The sequence below is a fragment of the Caballeronia sp. ATUFL_F2_KS9A genome, assembly GCF_023630765.1.
Lineage (GTDB): Bacteria > Pseudomonadota > Gammaproteobacteria > Burkholderiales > Burkholderiaceae > Caballeronia > Caballeronia zhejiangensis.
Genome location: NZ_JALQEK010000001.1, coordinates 124,779 through 140,485, shown reverse-complemented (window position 1 = coordinate 140,485; position 15,707 = coordinate 124,779). Strand labels below are relative to the sequence as shown.

Below are 15,707 nucleotides of genomic sequence, written 5' to 3'. Positions count from 1 at the left end.
ATCATCTCCTAAAGCGAATACTCGGGGCACTTGGCAATGACGCGTGGGACTTTCCGTTGCCGTCCGGCGAAGGAAAGCGCCACGCTCGGCACGTCAAGCAGCCGGACTGATTTCCACGCGACGGGCTTCCTTGTTATCGGCGCCGCCCGTGATGGTTTCCGGTTTCTTCAACACGATGCGGTCTTCCGAAACGCCCGCTGCCTTCAGCGCGTCGCGCACGGCTTGCGCGCGGCGCTTGGCGAGATCGGCGTTCTGGTCGGCGTTGCCGGTCGCATCGGTGAATCCCGACAACGCGATCTTCGCGTCCGGATGCGCCTTTGCGTAGGCCGCCGCGGCGTCCACCGCACTCTTCGCGTCGGCGGGCAGCGAATCCTTGCCCGTCTCGAAATAGATGCTGGCGGGCAGACCGGCGGCTTGCGACGCCTGCGCACCCGATGCAGCCGGCGCGCTCGCTTCGGCCGCCGCGGGCGCGGCGCTCGCCGCTTCCGGCGCCGATGCCGCCGCCGCATTGCCGCCGCCTTCGGGCATCTTGCCCGCCTTGGCGTCGATGACCTGCTTCGGTTGCAGCAGATCGCCGGTGTGGTTGCTCCAGCTATTACGCTCGAACGTGACGACCGACGCGATCTCGACGTCGTTCAACACACCTTGCCACGGCGGCATCGCGGCCTTGCCGTGCAGCACGATATTCAGATGCTCGGCGATGGAACCGTTCGCGATCTTCGAGCCGTCGAGCGCCGGGAACTGGCCCGCGCCCTTGCCGGTCGGCTGGTGGCAGACCGCGCAGTTCGACGTGTAAACCTGCTGGCCGCGCGCCATCAGTTCGTCCTTCGTGTACGTCTTGAGCGGATCGTCCTGGCCGGCGGCCATCTTCTTCTTTTGCCCGTCGACCCACTTCGCGTAGTCATCGGCCGACAGCACTTCGACGACCACCGGCATGTACGCGTGCTCCTTGCCGCACAGTTCCGTACAGAATCCGCGATACGTGCCCACCTTCTCGGCCTTGAACCACGTGTCGCGCACGAAGCCCGGAATCGCATCCTGCTTCACGCCGAATGCCGGGACGTACCACGAGTGAACGACATCGTTCGCCGTCGTGATGATGCGGATCTTCTTGTCGACCGGCACGACGAGCGGGTTGTCGACTTCCTGCAGATACAGCGTCGAGATCGGCTTCTGACCGTTCACTTCGCTGCGCGGCGTGGAGAGCGTCGAGAGGAAGCTGATGCCTTCGCCCGGACCCTTCACGTAGTCGTAGCCCCACTTCCACTGATAGCCCGTGACCTTGACGGTGAGATCGGCGTTGGACGTGTCCTTCATCGCGACGACGGCCTTGGTTGCCGGCAGCGCCATCAGAATGACGATGATGAACGGCACGATCGTCCAGATGATTTCGACCGTGGTGCTTTCGTGGAAGTTGGCCGGCTTGAAGCCTTTCGACTTGCGATGCTTGAAGAGCGAATAGAACATCACCCCGAACACGCCAATGAAGATGACGGTGCAGATGATGAGCATGAAGATATGGAGGCCGTAGAGCTCCTCGGCGATCTTCGTCACAGGCTGCTGGAAGTTGATCTCGTTGACAGCGGGACCGCCTGGACTGTTTTCGACCGCCAGGGCTGCACCGGCGGAAAGCAGTGCGCCTGCCGCCAGCACGCCCGAGAGGGCTCGCTTGATTGTTTTCATAGCATCCTTACCCAAATTTTCCATTCAAACCCTCGACCCCCGTGGCATCGCACCCGCCGGCTCCTCTCATAGACGTCTCAGCGACGCCTGTAACTCGGCAGCAAATTGTTTGCGACGATGCTGTGCAAGGTGTTGTCCGATTTTCACCGATTGACCGCGCGATACGATCGTGAGCGGCTCTCTCGGCGTCGCGCCCGCTTCGACCCGCACCCAACGCGGATTGAACTCGAACTGCGTCAGCTCTTCGGCGTTCATCTGTTCGATCAACAACCGGTTTTGATACAGCCGGATCCGTTCGTAGTCGACCGCATGGCGCGCGTAGATCAGAAACGCGATGCCCACGACCGCCAACTCGATTCCGGTGAACGGCAGCACCAGCCAGGCGCCGTTCAGAAACAGCGGCGTTGCGATTGCCAGCGAAAACAGCGCAAGCGACACATAGAAGCCCACGAACTGACGCGGCGAGACCGAGCAGTTTCGCTTCATCAGCCAGTCCTTGATGACCGGCTCGGACTCCGTCAGCGTCTGGCTGGCTTGCATCGCTGCCTCCATCAATCCGCACGCAATCACACACATTTGCTCGGATTTCGCCCAAATTTGTGTCGGTCCGGGCGACAAACTGACGCATTATAGGCGTCTTGGGTGGCATCCACAAGCAAGGGTCGTAACCTCGCAAAGCCAAGCGCCACAAGCTTCTGCGCCTTTTTGACGCACCTTTTTGCGCGCTTTTCTTGCGCAAATTTCAGACATAACAACTGTGCTCTTTACCGATTCAGCGTTTCGGTCTCGAGCCTCGTCCAATGTCTTCAAGACGGACGATGCCGTGCCCGTCCGCTGTCGTGCGCGGCACCGCCTTCCACGCATGCCCGTAGATCACTTCGAAGGTCAGCGGGATCGTGCCGTCGTCGCGGCGCAGCGCTTCGAGCGCCTGATGCACCGCGCCGCGCACGGCCTTGGCGTCCGCATGGCCTTCGTCGAACGCGCGCTCGAACGGATACGCGCCCCAGCGCGTCACGTCCGCGAACAGCGATTCAGGCGATTTGTACGTGATCGTCAGCACTTCCTGATCCATCACCGGAATTTCGAAGCCGCTTTCGACGAGCATGTCGCCGAGATCGTGCATGTCGACGAAATCGATCGTATGCGCTTGCGGCGCGAGCCCGAGCGTCCGCTCCGCTTCGCGATACGCGGCGCGAAGCTCGCGCAGCGTGTCGGGGCCGAACGTGCTGAACATCAGCAAGCCGTTCACCTTGAGCACGCGCTGCCATTCGGGAAAAACGAGGTCGGGCCGCGCATGCCAGTGCAGCGCGAGATTCGACCACAATAGTTCGAACGCGCCCGATGCGAACGGCAGCGCGGAAAAATCCGCCTGCGCGAGTTGCGGGCCGCGTGCGCCGAACGCCTTGGCGAGCGTCGAAGGAAGAAAGCGGCGCCATCCCGCGCCGTTGTCCGCGTCCGTGGCTTCGGCGGCGCGCGCGCGCGAGAGCATCGCGGACGAGATGTCGATGCCGGTCACCGACGCCTCTGCAAAGCGTTCCCGCAAACCGGCCAGGTCCGCCCCGGCGCCGCACGCCGCATCGAGGACGCGCATCGGCGCAACCTTGATGTATTCGAGCCGCTCGCGCATGCGCTCCGCGATCTCGCGTGGCAGGAACGCGACCTCGTCGAAGGCGGCGGCGCGACCGTCGAAGATCGCGCGCAAACGGCGCGGATCATAGGCCGGACGGCTAGTTTTAGGGGATGTCGGGGACATGTCGATCTTTTTGCGGAGAGTGCGAAGTATACTCGGTCGTCTCGAAAACGACCTATGCGAAGTGCTGATACGAGGCATAAACGCTTCGTGAGGCGCAATGAATGCGCGTGTTTAGCGCATCGAGCCGCGATTTTTCCGATTCAGCAGTCATGAAAGCCGACAGCATTCGCCTTCCCTTCCGGACGCCCGTCACGGCACGCGCTCGCGGATTCGCGTCGGCGGCAAAACGGCTCGTCGCGTGCGCGCTGCCGAGCCAGTGCGCGTTATGCGGCAATTTGTCGCAAGCACTGCTGTGCGATGGTTGCGACGCGCAGTACTGGAACGAGCCGCGCTTGCGCTGTGCGACGTGCGCGCTGCCGTTGGCGGCGTCCGCGATGCGACGCGAGCGCGAAGACCTGCGCGTGCACTGCGCCGCGTGCCTCGAAGCGCCGCCCGCGTTCAACGACACGCTCGCGCTCGCCGACTATCGCGCGCCCCTCGACACGCTCGCCGTCGAGTTGAAGTTTCGTGCGCGGCTCGCCGCGGGCGAGGCATTCGCGCGGCATCTGCATGCGCGTTTCGAGGACAGCGATCTGCCCGCGCCGGATGTGATCGTGCCGATGCCTCTCTCGCGCGAACGGCTCATCGCGCGTGGCTACAACCAGGCGTGGGCCATCGCGCGTCCGCTCGCACGCATGATGCGCGTGCCCGCCCACGCATCGATGATCGCGCGGGTCCGGCATACGTCGGCGCAATCGCGGCTCGATCGCGAAACGCGCCGCCGCAATGTTGCGAGCGCGTTCGCCGTCTCGGGCGATGTGCGCGGCACGCATGTCGGCGTCGTCGACGATGTGATGACATCGGGCGCGACGCTCGACGCGCTTGCTCGCACGCTGAAGCTCGCCGGCGCGCGGCGTGTCAGCAATTTCGTGGCGCTGCGCACGCCTAAAGATTAATCACCTTTATTAGAAGCAATCCATGTTCAACGTCGTACTCGTCGAACCCGAAATCCCGCCGAACACCGGCAACGTGATCCGCCTGTGCGCGAACACGGGCGCGCGTCTGCATCTGATCGAGCCGCTCGGCTTTCCGCTCGACGACGCGAAGATGCGCCGCGCCGGCCTCGACTATCACGAGTACGCCGAAATGAACGTGCATGCGGACTGGGATGCCTTCATCGCGAAGGAAACACCCGACGCCACGCGCATGTTCGCGTTCACGACGCGCGGCTCGACGCCGTTCTTCGATCACGCGTTCAGGCCGGGCGACTGGTTCGTGTTCGGCGCGGAGACGCGCGGCCTCGCGCCCGAACTGCTGGCGCACTTTGCGACGAAACAGCGCGTGCGCCTGCCGATGCGGCCGGGTAATCGCAGCCTGAATTTGTCCAATACGGTGGCGATCGTGACGTTCGAGGCGTGGCGTCAGGCGGGATTCGAAGGCGGCGCTTGAGCCTTTGCCGCTTCGAGTTCGGCTCGATAGAGCGCGAGCATGTCGTCCTGAAAGCATGCAAAGACGACACGCTGAACGGCGGGCGTGGAAGGCAAGGTGTCGATGACCGTGCGCACCGCGATCTTCACGGCTTCATCGTGAGGAAAGTGATAGATGCCGCAACTGATGGCCGGGAACGCAATCGACTCGCAGCCCGCTTCCTGAGCGAGTTCGAGCGAGCGCCGGTAACAGCTCGCGAGCAATTCGGGCTCGTTCTTCTTGCCGCCGCTCCAGCGCGGCCCGACCGCATGAATGACGTGCTTCGCGGGAAGATCGTAGCCGCGCGTGATTTTCGCGTCGCCGGTTTCGCAGCCGCCGAGCGTCTCGCACTCGCGCAGCAGGCCTTTGCCGGCCTTGCGATGAATCGCCCCGTCGACTCCGCCGCCGCCGAGCAGCGATTTGTTCGCCGCGTTGACGATGGCATCGACTTCGAGCGTGGTGATATCGACTTTCAGCGCTTCGAGCCGGGGCCTACGCACACACGCCTCCGATTACTCTGCTTTTGCGTCCCGACTGAGCAGCGCCTGCACGGCATCGCGCGGCGTCACGTTATCGAAGAGCACGCGGCATACCGCCTGCGTGATCGGCATCTCGATTCCGCGCGAATGCGCGAGCCCGAGCACGGCGCGCGCGCATCGCACGCCTTCCGCGACATGGCCGAGCGCCGCGAGAATTTCCTCGAGCGTGCGTCCGCTGGCGAGTTGCATGCCGACAGTGCGATTGCGCGACAGATCGCCCGTCGCGGTGAGGATGAGATCGCCGAGGCCGGTTAGCCCGGTGAAAGTCTCCGCGCGGCCGCCGAGCGCGACGCCTAAGCGCGACATCTCCGCGAGCCCGCGCGTGATGAGCGCGGCGCGGGCGTTCAGGCCGAGACCGAGGCCGTCGGAAATGCCCGTCGCGATTGCGAGCACGTTTTTCACCGCGCCGCCGACTTCGACGCCGATGACATCGTCGCCGGTATAGATACGCATCGCGCCATGATGGAACGCCGCGACCGTGCGCGCGCCCAGTTCCGCCGATGCGCTCGCGACCGTCAGCGCGACCGGCAATCCTTGTCCCACTTCGCGCGCGAAGCTCGGTCCGGACAGCGTTCCGTTGCTGCGATGCTCGGGCAATTCGGCCGCGACGACCTCGTTGGGCAGACACTGCGTATCCGCCTCGAAGCCTTTGCACAGCCAGACGATATGCGCCGGTACGACGCCGGCGTCGCGCATCGAACGGCACAGCGCGCGCAGGCCCGCGACCGGCGTCGCGACGACGCACAGCGCTTCATCCGCCGATGCATGCGCGAGCGCCGCGGCGAAATCGGTCTCGAATGCGAGCGCGTGCGGCAGCGTCACGCCTTCGAGATAGCGCGTGTTTTCGTGCGTGCGGGAAAGTGATTCGATGAGCGCGGAGTCGCGCGCCCAGAGCTTCGTGTCGTGCCGGGTCGCGAGGTGGCCCGCGAGCGCGGTGCCCCATGCGCCGGCGCCGAGAACGGCTACTTTCATGCTCGGCTCCGGTCCGGCAGAGTCAGGTCAGTGCGTCGCGCCGTTCGCCGCGCCTTCCTGGGCGCTCGCGAGTTGGGCGATACGCTGCTCGTACAGCGCCTGGAAGTTGATCTCCGCGAGGTGGATCGGCGGGAAACCGGCGCGCGTGATCGCGTCGGCGATGTTCGAGCGCAGGTACGGGAACAGAATGGTCGGGCACGCGATGCCGACGAGCGGATCGATCTGCTCCGCCGGAATGTTGCGGATGTCGAAGATGCCTGCCTGCTTGGCTTCGATCAGGAATGCGACCTTGTCGGTGACTTTCGCCGTGACCGTGCCCGTGACCAGCACTTCGAAGACGCTTTCCGCGAGGCGGTCGGCCTTCACGTCGACTTCGACTTCGACCGACGGCATTTCCTGTTCGAGGAAGATAGCCGGCGAATTCGGCTGCTCCAGCGACATGTCCTTCAAATAGATGCGCTGGATGTTGAAAAACGGCTGGTTGTTCTCGTCAGACATTTTGATTTCCTAGGTAATCCGGTATGCGGCGCGCGTTCGTGTCGAATCGCGCGCCGCGAGTATGCATGTGTCAGGCCGATTCGAGCAGCGGCACGAGGCCGCCCTTTCGATCGAGCGCGGACAGATCGTCGTAGCCGCCGACGTGCGTCTCGCCGATGTACACCTGCGGCACGGTCCGCCGTCCGGTGCGCGTCATCATTTCCTCGCGCCGGCCCGGCTCGCGATCGATCAGGATCTTCTCGATCGTTTCGACGCCGCGGGACTTTAAAAGACGTTCGGCCATCTGGCAATACGGGCACACGACCGTGCTGTACATCACCACTTTTTTCACTTGACTGCTCCTTGTTTCACCACCGGCATGCCGGCTTTTTGCCAGGCGTCCACTCCGCCTTGCAAAACGTGGACCTCGGCGTAACCCGCCTCGGACACGGTGCGGCTCGCACGCTGCGATTCTTGACCGGTTTGGCAAACGAGCACGACCGGATTGCTCTTATTCTTCGCGATCTGGCCGATTTTTGCTTGAAGCTCCGTGGCTTCGATATTTCGTGCAGACGGCAGATGTCCCTTCGCGAATTCCGCGGCGGGCCGCAAATCGACAACCACGGCGTTGCGCCGGTTGATGAGCGTCGTGGCTTCGGCGGCCGAAATGCCGCCGCGCCCGCGCCGCGTGACGGCGGGCCAAAGGAGCAGCGCGCCGGAAACGAGCGCGATGACGATAAGTGCAATATTCGTGTAATCAGTGAAAAACTTCACGTCGAGGGCCGCCGAAATTTAGTAGGAAAGGAAGAAAGGGAAATGGGCGCAATCGGGGCATTATAAAATAACCGTTTCCCGCGATGGCCTCTGCCGTCCGGCCGATGGCGACACCCCGCCCGTTCGGGCAGCATGACGGGGTGCGATCGGCGCACCGCTTTTCCAACTGACCGACCGAAATCATGTACAAGCTAGTGCTCATCCGCCACGGCGAATCGACGTGGAACAAGGAAAACCGCTTCACCGGCTGGGTCGACGTCGACCTGACCGAGCAGGGCAACCGTGAGGCGCGCCAGGCAGGCGTGCTGCTGAAGGAGGCGGGCTACCAGTTCGACATCGCGTATACGTCGGTGTTGAAGCGCGCCATCCGCACGCTGTGGCACGTCCAGGACGAGATGGATCAGATGTATATCCCGGTTGTGCATTCGTGGCGCCTGAACGAACGCCACTACGGCGCGCTCGCGGGCCTGAACAAAGCAGAAACCGCGAAGAAGTACGGCGACGATCAGGTGCTCGTCTGGCGCCGCAGCTACGACACGCCGCCGCCCGCGCTCGAACCGGGCGACGAGCGTGCGTCGTACAACGATCCGCGTTACGCGAAGGTGCCGCGCGAACAGTTGCCGCTCACCGAATGCCTGAAAGACACGGTCGCCCGCGTCCTGCCGATCTGGAACGAATCGATCGCACCCGCCATCAAGTCCGGCAAACAGGTCGTGATTTCGGCGCACGGCAACTCGATCCGCGCGCTGGTCAAGTATCTGAACAACATCTCCGATCAGGACATCGTCGGGCTGAACATCCCGAACGGCGTGCCGCTCGTGTACGAACTCGATGAAAACCTGAAGCCCATCCAGCACTACTATCTGGGCGATCCGGAAGCCATCGCGGCCGCGCAGGCCGCTGTCGCCAAGCAAGGCAAAGCGGGCTGATTCCGGCTGTCCGGCAGGTGTTTGGCCTGACGAGGGCGCCATAACGGGCGCCCTCGCCGCGTTCATGGCGCCCGGCTGACGAACCGCGAGCGGCATCGACAGGATCGCGTCGAAACGTGCGCGAGCCATCGCTTCAACGGATGAAAGCCTCAGGCATTTAAGTTGCGTTTAAGTCGCCAATCAAGGCGAGCGGGTATACTGGCCCGTCACCAACGATGCAGCCCATCCGATTCCGACCGCACTCTCTATGCGAAAGAACCTGAAAAACTTCGGCCTGGTAGCCGTTGGCGTTGCTGCCGGCGCACTCGGCACCCTGCAGATCTCCGCATCCGCACAGCAAGCTGCTTCCTCGCCTCTGCCGCTCGAACAATTGCGGCTTTTCGCCGAAGTTTTCGGTCAGATCAAGCACGAATACGTCGAACCGGTCGACGACAAGAAGCTCCTCACGGCCGCCATCAAGGGCATGGTGTCGAGCCTCGACCCGCACTCGTCCTATCTCGACAAGACCGATTACGAAGAACTGCAGGAACAGACCAAGGGCCGTTTCGCGGGCCTCGGCATCGAGATTTCTTCGGAAGACGGCCTCATCAAGGTCATTTCGCCGATCGAAGACACGCCAGCGTTTCGCGCCGGCATTCGTCCGGGCGACCTCATCACGCGCATCAACGACAAGCCGGTGCGCGGCATGACGCTGGATAAAGCCGTGAAGCAGATGCGCGGCGAGCCGGGCACGAAGGTCACGCTCACGATCTTCCGCAAGAGCGACGACCGCACGTTCCCGCTCACCGTGACGCGCGCCGTGATCCGCGTGCAGTCGGTGAAGATGAAGGTGCCGGAGCCGGGCTACGGCTACATCCGCATCACGAGCTTCCAGGAGCGCACGGTGCCGGATCTCGCGTCGAAGCTGCAGGATCTCGCGCGCCAGCAACCGAATCTGAAGGGCCTCGTGCTCGATCTGCGCAACAACGGCGGCGGCTTGCTGCAAAGCGCGGTCGGCGTCGCGGGCGCGTTCCTGCCGGATAACGCGGTCGTCGTGTCGACCAACGGCCAGATTGCGGACGCGAAGCAGACCTTCCGCGACACCTACGACAACTATCGCCTGCCGTCCTTCGATTCCGATCCGCTGAAGAGCGTGCCGGAAATCTTCAAGAAGGTGCCGATGGTCGTGCTGACCAACGCGTATTCGGCGTCGGCCTCCGAGATCGTCGCGGGTGCGCTGCAGGATCATCATCGCGCGCTGATCGTCGGCAAGACCACGTTCGGCAAGGGCTCGGTGCAGACCGTGCGTCCGATGACCGCCGACAGCGCCCTGCGCCTGACGACGGCCTATTACTACACGCCGAGCGGCAAGTCGATCCAGAATCAGGGCGTGCGCCCCGACGTGCCGGTCGATCAATACGCGGACGGCGATCCGGACGACGCGCTCGTCACGCGCGAAGTCGATTACTCGAACCACCTCGCGAACACGCAGGATCCGAACGAGAAGAAGGAACAGGAGCAGCGCGAGGCGGATCGTCTGGAGCAACTGCGCATTCTCGAAGAGCAGAACGACAAGAAGACGCCCGAGCAGCGCCGCAAGGACCGCGAGCGCAAGCCGGTCGAGTTCGGCAGCGCGGACGACTTCATGCTCCAGCAAGGTCTGAACAAGCTGGAAGGCAAGCAGGTCGTGGAGTCCAAGTCGTACAGCGAACGCAAGCTCGCGCAGAACAAGCCGGCACGTTCGGCGTCCGCTCCGGTGGTTGCACCGCCTGCGCTGCCGGCCACGCCGGGTTCCGCGCCGGCGTCGGGCGCGCAGCCGGCATCGGCGCCTACCGCGCAGCAGTCGAAGTAACTTTCCCGTAGTCCCCGCAAAGGCTTCGCAGCGTAACGTTGCGAAGCCTTTCTTCTTTTCGCGCTTAGAATGCTTCGTTCGAGCAAGCCGATTCTTTCCGCGATGAACGACGACCAACTCCTTCGCTATTCCCGCCACATCCTCGTCGATGAAATCGGCATTGAGGCGCAGCAGCGCTTTCTCGACGCGCACGCCGTCATCATCGGCGCGGGCGGACTCGGCGCGCCCGCGGCGATGTATCTCGCGGCGTCAGGTGTCGGAAAAATCACGCTCGTCGATGCCGATACTGTCGATCTCACGAATCTCCAGCGGCAGATCGTGCACATGACGCGATCGGTCGGAGCGCCCAAGGTGGAATCGGCACGCGAGACGTTGAGCGCGCTGAATCCGGACATCGACGTCATCGCGGTGAACGCGCGCGCCGACGCCGCGTGGCTCGACATCAACGTGCCCGGTAAAACCGTGGTGCTCGATTGCAGTGACAACTTCGCGACGCGTCACGCGATCAACGCGGCCTGCGTCGCGCATCGCGTGCCGCTCGTGTCGGGCGCGGCGCTGCGTTTCGACGGGCAGATCAGCACCTTCGACTTCCGCGCACCCGATTCGCCCTGCTACGCGTGCGTGTTCCCGCCGGATCAGCCGTTCGAGGAAGTCGCGTGTTCGACGATGGGCGTGTTCGCGCCGACGGTCGGCATCATCGGTGCGATGCAGGCGGCGGAGGCGCTGCGCGTGATCGGCGGTTTCGGCGAGACGCTCGCGGGCCGGCTGATGATGCTCGACTCGCTGCGCATGGAATGGAACACGATGCGAATCGCGCGGCAGCCGGATTGCGCTGTCTGCGGAAACACGGGAAGCCGCGAAGCAGCGCGCTAAATCGGTCGCGTCTTACGCCGTCGACCGGACGGTCCGCTTAAGCTCATCGATTCTTCAATCGCAGGGCGGATCGTTCTTTGAGCGCCATCACTTCGCCGGCGAGCGCGCAACGCGGGCTCACGCAAAGCGCGTTCGCGCGGCCGTCGCTTCCGCGAATCACCCGCACACGGAGTTCCGCACGCCGTATCGCGTGATCAATTTCCACGCATGCAATGGTTGCTTCAACGACACGACGTGCGACTTCGACAACCGCGATTTTCTGTGGTGTCCGCGCCGGCGCGGCAAGCCAAGCCGCTTTCAATGCACTTCGGCGATCTCACCCGAGCAGGTCATCGCTCGGGTGGATCGACTGATTGCGGATCACGGCTTGGCCTAGACCTTCTGCAACGCCGTGAGCGCGGCCTGCAATTCAGCGGGTTCGTAGGCCGCAAGCACATCCGCGACCGGCTTTTCCAGCGCCTTCAGGTTCGAGCGCAGAATTTCCTGCTTCACGATCAGCAACTGGCTCGGATGCATCGAAAACTCGGTGAGCCCGAGGCCGAGTAACAGGCGCGTGACGGCGGGATCGCCCGCCATTTCCCCGCACACCGACACCGGCACGCCCGCGCGCTTCGCCTCGCGCAACGTGAACGCGATCAGGTTCAGCACCGCCGGGTGCAGCGGATCGTAAAGATGCGCGACGCTGTTATCGGCGCGATCGATCGCGAGCGTGTACTGGATCAGATCGTTCGTGCCGATCGACAGAAAATCGAGCCGGCTCAGGAACAGCCGCACGGCGATGGCCGCCGCCGGAATCTCGATCATCGCGCCGACCTGAACCTGACGGTCGTACGCCACGCCTTCGTCGTCGAGTTGACGCTTCGCCTCGCGGATCAGATCGAGCGTCTGGTCGATTTCCTGTGCGTGCGCGAGCATCGGAATGAGAATCTTGGTCGGCCCGAACGCCGACGCCCGCAGAATGGCGCGCAGTTGCGTGATGAACATCTGCGGCTCGGACAGGCTCCAGCGGATCGCGCGCAAGCCCAGCGCGGGATTCGGCGCGGTTTCGTAGCCATCGCTGCCGGTCATGGAATCGAGCGGCTTGTCCGCGCCGACATCGATCGTGCGGATCGTCACCGGCTTGCCGTTCATCAACTCGACGGCGCGCTTGTACGCCTCGAACTGCTCCTCTTCCTCCGGCAACTGGTCCTTGTGATTCATGAAGAGGAATTCGGTGCGGAACAGGCCGACGCCCATCGCGCCCGCTTCGACGGCGACTTGCGCGTCTTCCGGCAATTCGATGTTCGCGCACAGTTCGATCTTCGTACCGCAGAGCGTCTGCGTCGGCGAGAATTTCAGGCGCTGGAGCTTGCGCTGTTCCAGCAGTTTCTCGCTCTGACGATACGAATACTCTTCGAGAACGATCGGCGCCGGATCGACGATCACGATGCCATGATCGCCGTCGACGATGATGAGATCGTTCTGGCGGATCAGCACGCTCGCCTGCTGCACGCCGACGGACGCCGGAATGCCGAGACTGCGCGCGACGATCGCCGTATGCGAGGTGCGGCCGCCGAGGTCGGTGACGAAGCCCTTGAACGCCTGCGTCTTGAACTGAAGCATGTCCGCCGGCGCGATATCGTGGGCGACGACGATCATTTCGTTGTGCCCGTTGCTGGCGGCCGTATGCACGACGAGCGACGCGGCCGTCGGCGCGCCGGCCAACGCTTTCAAAAGACGCTCGACGACCTGCTCGACGTCCGCCTTGCGTTCGCGCAGATATTCGTCTTCGATCTCGTCGAAATAACCGCCGAGGATTTCCAGTTGCTCGGTGAGCGCCCACTCGACGTTGTAGCGGCGCGTGCGAATCAGGTCGATGGTTTCCTGCACGAGCATGGCGTCGTTCAGGATCATCGTATGGACGTTGATGAACGCGCCCATTTCGCTCGGCGCATCGGCGGAAAGGTCTTCGCGCAGCGCTTCGAGTTCGGCGAGGACGGCCGCCTGCGCCGCGTGGAATCGGGCGATTTCCGCGTCGATCTGATCCGGCTCGATCAGATAGTGGTCTACGTCGAGCGCCGCCGGCGCGATCAGATACGCGCGCCCAATGGCGATGCCGCGCGAGACGGGAATTCCATGCAGCGTGAAGGACACGCGCCCTCCTCTAGTTCTTTGAATGTCGCGGTCTGCCAGGCGCCCCCTCGACGGGCACAAACCGCGCGTCCATTATATGTTCGATCGTGCTCACAAGTCCCTGAACACCCGGTGACGACAGGGCCGGAACGGTTGCACGACGTTACGCGAAAGCGTGATGCGGATACGAAAAAGCCGCGTCGATGCGCGGCTTTTCACTGACGGACACTGCGGCGAAACGCTTACTGCCCTTCTCCGAATTTATCGGCGATGAGCGCGAGAATGGCTTGCATCGCTTCGGCTTCGTCCGCGCCTTCGGTTTCGATCGTCACCGTGCTGCCGATGCCCGCCGCCAGCATCATCACGCCCATGATGCTTTTCGCGTTGATCCGGCGCCCGTTGCGGCTCATCCAGATCTCGCATTGAAAATTGCCCGCCAGTTGTGTGAGCTTGGCCGAAGCGCGTGCGTGGAGCCCCAGCTTGTTCACGATTGTTGTTTCTTGTTGCAGCATGATGCTCCGAAGCGCTAGATGGATGAAATGAGCGGCGTCAGTGGCTGGCGGCCTTCGCGCTGATGAGATCGGCGCTCGCCGAGCATGCCGGATCGGGCGAGCCGGCGGCCTTCGTCGCGAGGGCGCAGGGGTTGAGCGGCGTGGACGAATCCAGTTCCTGGATGCCCTTCGAGCCGCCCTGAAGAATCTTTTCGGCGAGCGTGTCGAGCGGCGTCGCGCGGTAGCAGACGGCGCGCACGAGCATCGGCAGATTGCAGCCGGCGAGCACGCGCACATCGGTGTCGTGCAGGCTCGCCGCGATGTTCGCGGGCGTCGCGCCGAACACGTCGGTGAGCACGATCGCGCCGTTTTCTTCTTTCAGGCGATCGATTTCGGAGCGCGCGAACGCGCGAACTTCGACCGGATCGCAGTCGGGCATCACGTCGATGACGCCGATGCGCGCCGGCAAGCCACCGTAAATATGTGCGATGCACTCGCGTAGCGCGGTGGCGAAAGGTGCGTGCGCGATGATCAGAATGCCAGCCATGTCAGGAAATTGCCTCAGCGACAAATCAACGACGAAAAATCGGACAAATACGTCGGAGTTCGCTCGAAAGCGCGCGAGCGGCGCGGAACACAACTCTAAAGTGGATGCCGTTACAACGAAATCAACCGCCTTCCAGCTTCATTACCTTAAGCCTGCGCGTCGATGCTTAAGCGAACTTTAAGCGCACTTTTAGACGCGATCGCGCCCCAGAAACGCGGGCGCGGGAAAGTCAATTCTAACAGTCCCGCCGAGGTGAGTTTGGCGCGCTGTCCGCGCGCGTTTCGTTGGCTGGCAGACTCAGTGCGCCGCGCGCTCGAGCGCGTCGATAAACATGCCCGCAACGTCGAAGCCGGTCTGATCCATGATTTCGCGAAAGCACGTCGGACTCGTGACGTTGACTTCGGTGAGATAGTCGCCGATCGCATCCAGCCCGGCGAGCAGCAGGCCGCGCGCCTGCAGCACCGGCCCGAGCGTCTCGGCGATTTCGCGATCGCGCGCCGACAGCGGCTGCGCGCGCCCGAGCCCGCCCGCCGCAAGATTGCCGCGCACTTCGCTGCCCTGCGGAACGCGCGCCAGCGAATACGGCACCGGCTGACCGCCGATGACGAGAATGCGCTTGTCGCCATCCTTGATTTCGGGGATGAACTTCTGCGCCATCACCGTGCGCGCGCCGTCCTCGGACAACATCTCGACGATCGAGCCGAGATTCATCCCGTCCGCCTTCACGCGGAACACGCCCATGCCGCCCATGCCGTCGAGCGGCTTCAGGATCACGTCGCCGTGCTCGGCGTGGAAAGCGCGCAGGCGCGCGGCATCGCGCGTGACGAGCGTCGGCGTGACGAACTGCGGCCATTCCGCGATGGCGAGCTTCTCGGAATGATCGCGGATCGCCTGCGGCTTGTTGAAGATGCGCGCGCCGTTGCGCTCGGCGATCTCCAGCAGCCACGTCGCGTTCACGTATTCCAGATCGAACGGCGGATCCTTGCGCATCAGCACGGCGTCGAAATGCGTGAGCGGCAGATGCTCGGCCTGCTCGGCCGCATACCACGGCCAGCGGTCACTGTTGGCCTCGTCGCCGACGATCGCGATGCGCCGCGCGCTCGCCTCGACCTTCGTTCCGGTCCACGCGAGATGCTGCGGCTCGCACGCGTAGAGCACGTGGCCGCGCCGCGCGGCTTCGGCCATCATCGCGTAGGTCGTGTCCTTGTAGATCTTGAAGCGATCGAGCGGGTCGGCGATAAAGAGGATGTTCATGACGATTTGCTAGTTCGGTGCGCGGC

At 63.5% G+C, this 15,707-nt stretch carries 17 protein-coding genes; 5 read left to right on the top strand and 12 right to left on the bottom strand.

Annotated features, from left to right (window positions below; genetic code table 11):
- Positions 1–93: 93 nt before the first annotated feature.
- From coxB to NCS67_RS00690, 3 genes are all read right to left on the bottom strand, one after another.
- Positions 94–1,707, bottom strand: coding sequence for a cytochrome c oxidase subunit II (gene coxB, locus NCS67_RS00700; protein ID WP_008351767.1), 1,614 nt, complete (start codon positions 1,705–1,707; stop codon positions 94–96).
- Positions 1,708–1,749: 42 nt separating this feature from the next.
- A complete protein-coding gene (locus NCS67_RS00695; RefSeq protein WP_008351769.1) occupies positions 1,750–2,223 on the bottom strand; it encodes a DUF2244 domain-containing protein in 474 nt (157 codons plus the stop codon).
- A 232-nt stretch (positions 2,224–2,455) separates the two neighbouring features.
- Positions 2,456–3,436 (bottom strand): methyltransferase domain-containing protein, encoded by a 981-nt coding sequence (locus NCS67_RS00690; RefSeq protein ID WP_250433586.1) that lies wholly within the window; start codon positions 3,434–3,436, stop codon positions 2,456–2,458.
- Between the two features lie 149 nt (positions 3,437–3,585).
- Between NCS67_RS00690 and NCS67_RS00685 the strand changes: the two genes are divergently transcribed.
- Both NCS67_RS00685 and trmL read left to right on the top strand, forming a co-directional pair.
- On the top strand, positions 3,586–4,371 hold the full coding sequence (locus NCS67_RS00685; protein WP_175979761.1) for a ComF family protein: 786 nt from the start codon (positions 3,586–3,588) through the stop codon (positions 4,369–4,371).
- 22 nt (positions 4,372–4,393) lie between these two features.
- Complete coding sequence (gene trmL / locus NCS67_RS00680) at positions 4,394–4,864, top strand: tRNA (uridine(34)/cytosine(34)/5-carboxymethylaminomethyluridine(34)-2'-O)-methyltransferase TrmL (RefSeq protein WP_250433584.1); 471 nt, start codon at positions 4,394–4,396, stop codon at positions 4,862–4,864.
- On the opposite strand, the gene NCS67_RS00675 is transcribed toward trmL, so the two are convergent.
- From NCS67_RS00675 to NCS67_RS00655, 5 genes are all read right to left on the bottom strand, one after another.
- Complete coding sequence (locus NCS67_RS00675) at positions 4,837–5,382, bottom strand: O-acetyl-ADP-ribose deacetylase (protein ID WP_250433573.1); 546 nt, start codon at positions 5,380–5,382, stop codon at positions 4,837–4,839. The genes trmL and NCS67_RS00675 overlap by 28 nt on opposite strands.
- Before the next feature lie 12 nt (positions 5,383–5,394).
- The gene (locus NCS67_RS00670; protein WP_034470500.1) at positions 5,395–6,393 is read right to left on the bottom strand and encodes an NAD(P)H-dependent glycerol-3-phosphate dehydrogenase; all 999 of its coding nucleotides are present in this window, start codon (positions 6,391–6,393) and stop codon (positions 5,395–5,397) included.
- Between the two features lie 27 nt (positions 6,394–6,420).
- A complete protein-coding gene (gene secB, locus NCS67_RS00665) occupies positions 6,421–6,891 on the bottom strand; it encodes a protein-export chaperone SecB (protein ID WP_008351779.1) in 471 nt (156 codons plus the stop codon).
- 70 nt (positions 6,892–6,961) lie between these two features.
- Positions 6,962–7,222 (bottom strand): glutaredoxin 3, encoded by a 261-nt coding sequence (grxC, locus tag NCS67_RS00660; RefSeq protein WP_008351780.1) that lies wholly within the window; start codon positions 7,220–7,222, stop codon positions 6,962–6,964.
- The gene (locus tag NCS67_RS00655; protein WP_008351781.1) at positions 7,219–7,644 is read right to left on the bottom strand and encodes a rhodanese-like domain-containing protein; all 426 of its coding nucleotides are present in this window, start codon (positions 7,642–7,644) and stop codon (positions 7,219–7,221) included. Before NCS67_RS00655 ends, grxC begins: the two co-directional genes overlap by 4 nt.
- A 182-nt stretch (positions 7,645–7,826) precedes the next feature.
- Between NCS67_RS00655 and gpmA the strand changes: the two genes are divergently transcribed.
- The 3 genes from gpmA (at position 7,827) to NCS67_RS00640 (ending at position 11,277) form a co-directional block, all read left to right on the top strand.
- The gene (gene gpmA / locus NCS67_RS00650; protein WP_250433571.1) at positions 7,827–8,573 is read left to right on the top strand and encodes a 2,3-diphosphoglycerate-dependent phosphoglycerate mutase; all 747 of its coding nucleotides are present in this window, start codon (positions 7,827–7,829) and stop codon (positions 8,571–8,573) included.
- Between the two features lie 247 nt (positions 8,574–8,820).
- A complete protein-coding gene (locus NCS67_RS00645; RefSeq protein ID WP_250433569.1) occupies positions 8,821–10,404 on the top strand; it encodes a S41 family peptidase in 1,584 nt (527 codons plus the stop codon).
- Between the two features lie 102 nt (positions 10,405–10,506).
- A complete protein-coding gene (locus tag NCS67_RS00640) occupies positions 10,507–11,277 on the top strand; it encodes a HesA/MoeB/ThiF family protein (RefSeq protein WP_175979757.1) in 771 nt (256 codons plus the stop codon).
- Positions 11,278–11,649: 372 nt separating this feature from the next.
- Here NCS67_RS00640 and ptsP read toward each other — a convergent pair whose 3' ends face one another.
- The 4 genes from ptsP to gshB form a co-directional block, all read right to left on the bottom strand.
- Positions 11,650–13,410: a phosphoenolpyruvate--protein phosphotransferase gene (gene ptsP, locus NCS67_RS00635; protein ID WP_008351786.1), complete on the bottom strand. Its 1,761-nt coding sequence runs from the start codon at positions 13,408–13,410 to the stop codon at positions 11,650–11,652.
- A gap of 221 nt (positions 13,411–13,631) precedes the next feature.
- Positions 13,632–13,901, bottom strand: a complete 270-nt coding sequence (locus NCS67_RS00630; protein ID WP_008351787.1) for an HPr family phosphocarrier protein — start codon at positions 13,899–13,901, stop codon at positions 13,632–13,634.
- Between the two features lie 37 nt (positions 13,902–13,938).
- A complete protein-coding gene (locus NCS67_RS00625; protein WP_008351788.1) occupies positions 13,939–14,427 on the bottom strand; it encodes a PTS sugar transporter subunit IIA in 489 nt (162 codons plus the stop codon).
- A gap of 297 nt (positions 14,428–14,724) precedes the next feature.
- On the bottom strand, positions 14,725–15,681 hold the full coding sequence (gene gshB, locus NCS67_RS00620) for a glutathione synthase (protein WP_008351790.1): 957 nt from the start codon (positions 15,679–15,681) through the stop codon (positions 14,725–14,727).
- Positions 15,682–15,707 lie beyond the last annotated feature (26 nt).

Coding starts and splice junctions, on each gene's coding strand:
- coxB (WP_008351767.1), bottom strand. CDS start 1,707: ATGGAAAATTTGGGTAAGGATGCTATGAAAACAATCAAGCGAGCCCTC.
- NCS67_RS00695 (WP_008351769.1), bottom strand. CDS start 2,223: ATGCAAGCCAGCCAGACGCTGACGGAGTCCGAGCCGGTCATCAAGGAC.
- NCS67_RS00690 (WP_250433586.1), bottom strand. CDS start 3,436: ATGTCCCCGACATCCCCTAAAACTAGCCGTCCGGCCTATGATCCGCGC.
- NCS67_RS00685 (WP_175979761.1), top strand. CDS start 3,586: ATGAAAGCCGACAGCATTCGCCTTCCCTTCCGGACGCCCGTCACGGCA.
- trmL (WP_250433584.1), top strand. CDS start 4,394: ATGTTCAACGTCGTACTCGTCGAACCCGAAATCCCGCCGAACACCGGC.
- NCS67_RS00670 (WP_034470500.1), bottom strand. CDS start 6,393: ATGAAAGTAGCCGTTCTCGGCGCCGGCGCATGGGGCACCGCGCTCGCG.
- secB (WP_008351779.1), bottom strand. CDS start 6,891: ATGTCTGACGAGAACAACCAGCCGTTTTTCAACATCCAGCGCATCTAT.
- gpmA (WP_250433571.1), top strand. CDS start 7,827: ATGTACAAGCTAGTGCTCATCCGCCACGGCGAATCGACGTGGAACAAG.
- NCS67_RS00645 (WP_250433569.1), top strand. CDS start 8,821: ATGCGAAAGAACCTGAAAAACTTCGGCCTGGTAGCCGTTGGCGTTGCT.
- NCS67_RS00640 (WP_175979757.1), top strand. CDS start 10,507: ATGAACGACGACCAACTCCTTCGCTATTCCCGCCACATCCTCGTCGAT.
- NCS67_RS00630 (WP_008351787.1), bottom strand. CDS start 13,901: ATGCTGCAACAAGAAACAACAATCGTGAACAAGCTGGGGCTCCACGCA.
- NCS67_RS00625 (WP_008351788.1), bottom strand. CDS start 14,427: ATGGCTGGCATTCTGATCATCGCGCACGCACCTTTCGCCACCGCGCTA.
- gshB (WP_008351790.1), bottom strand. CDS start 15,681: ATGAACATCCTCTTTATCGCCGACCCGCTCGATCGCTTCAAGATCTAC.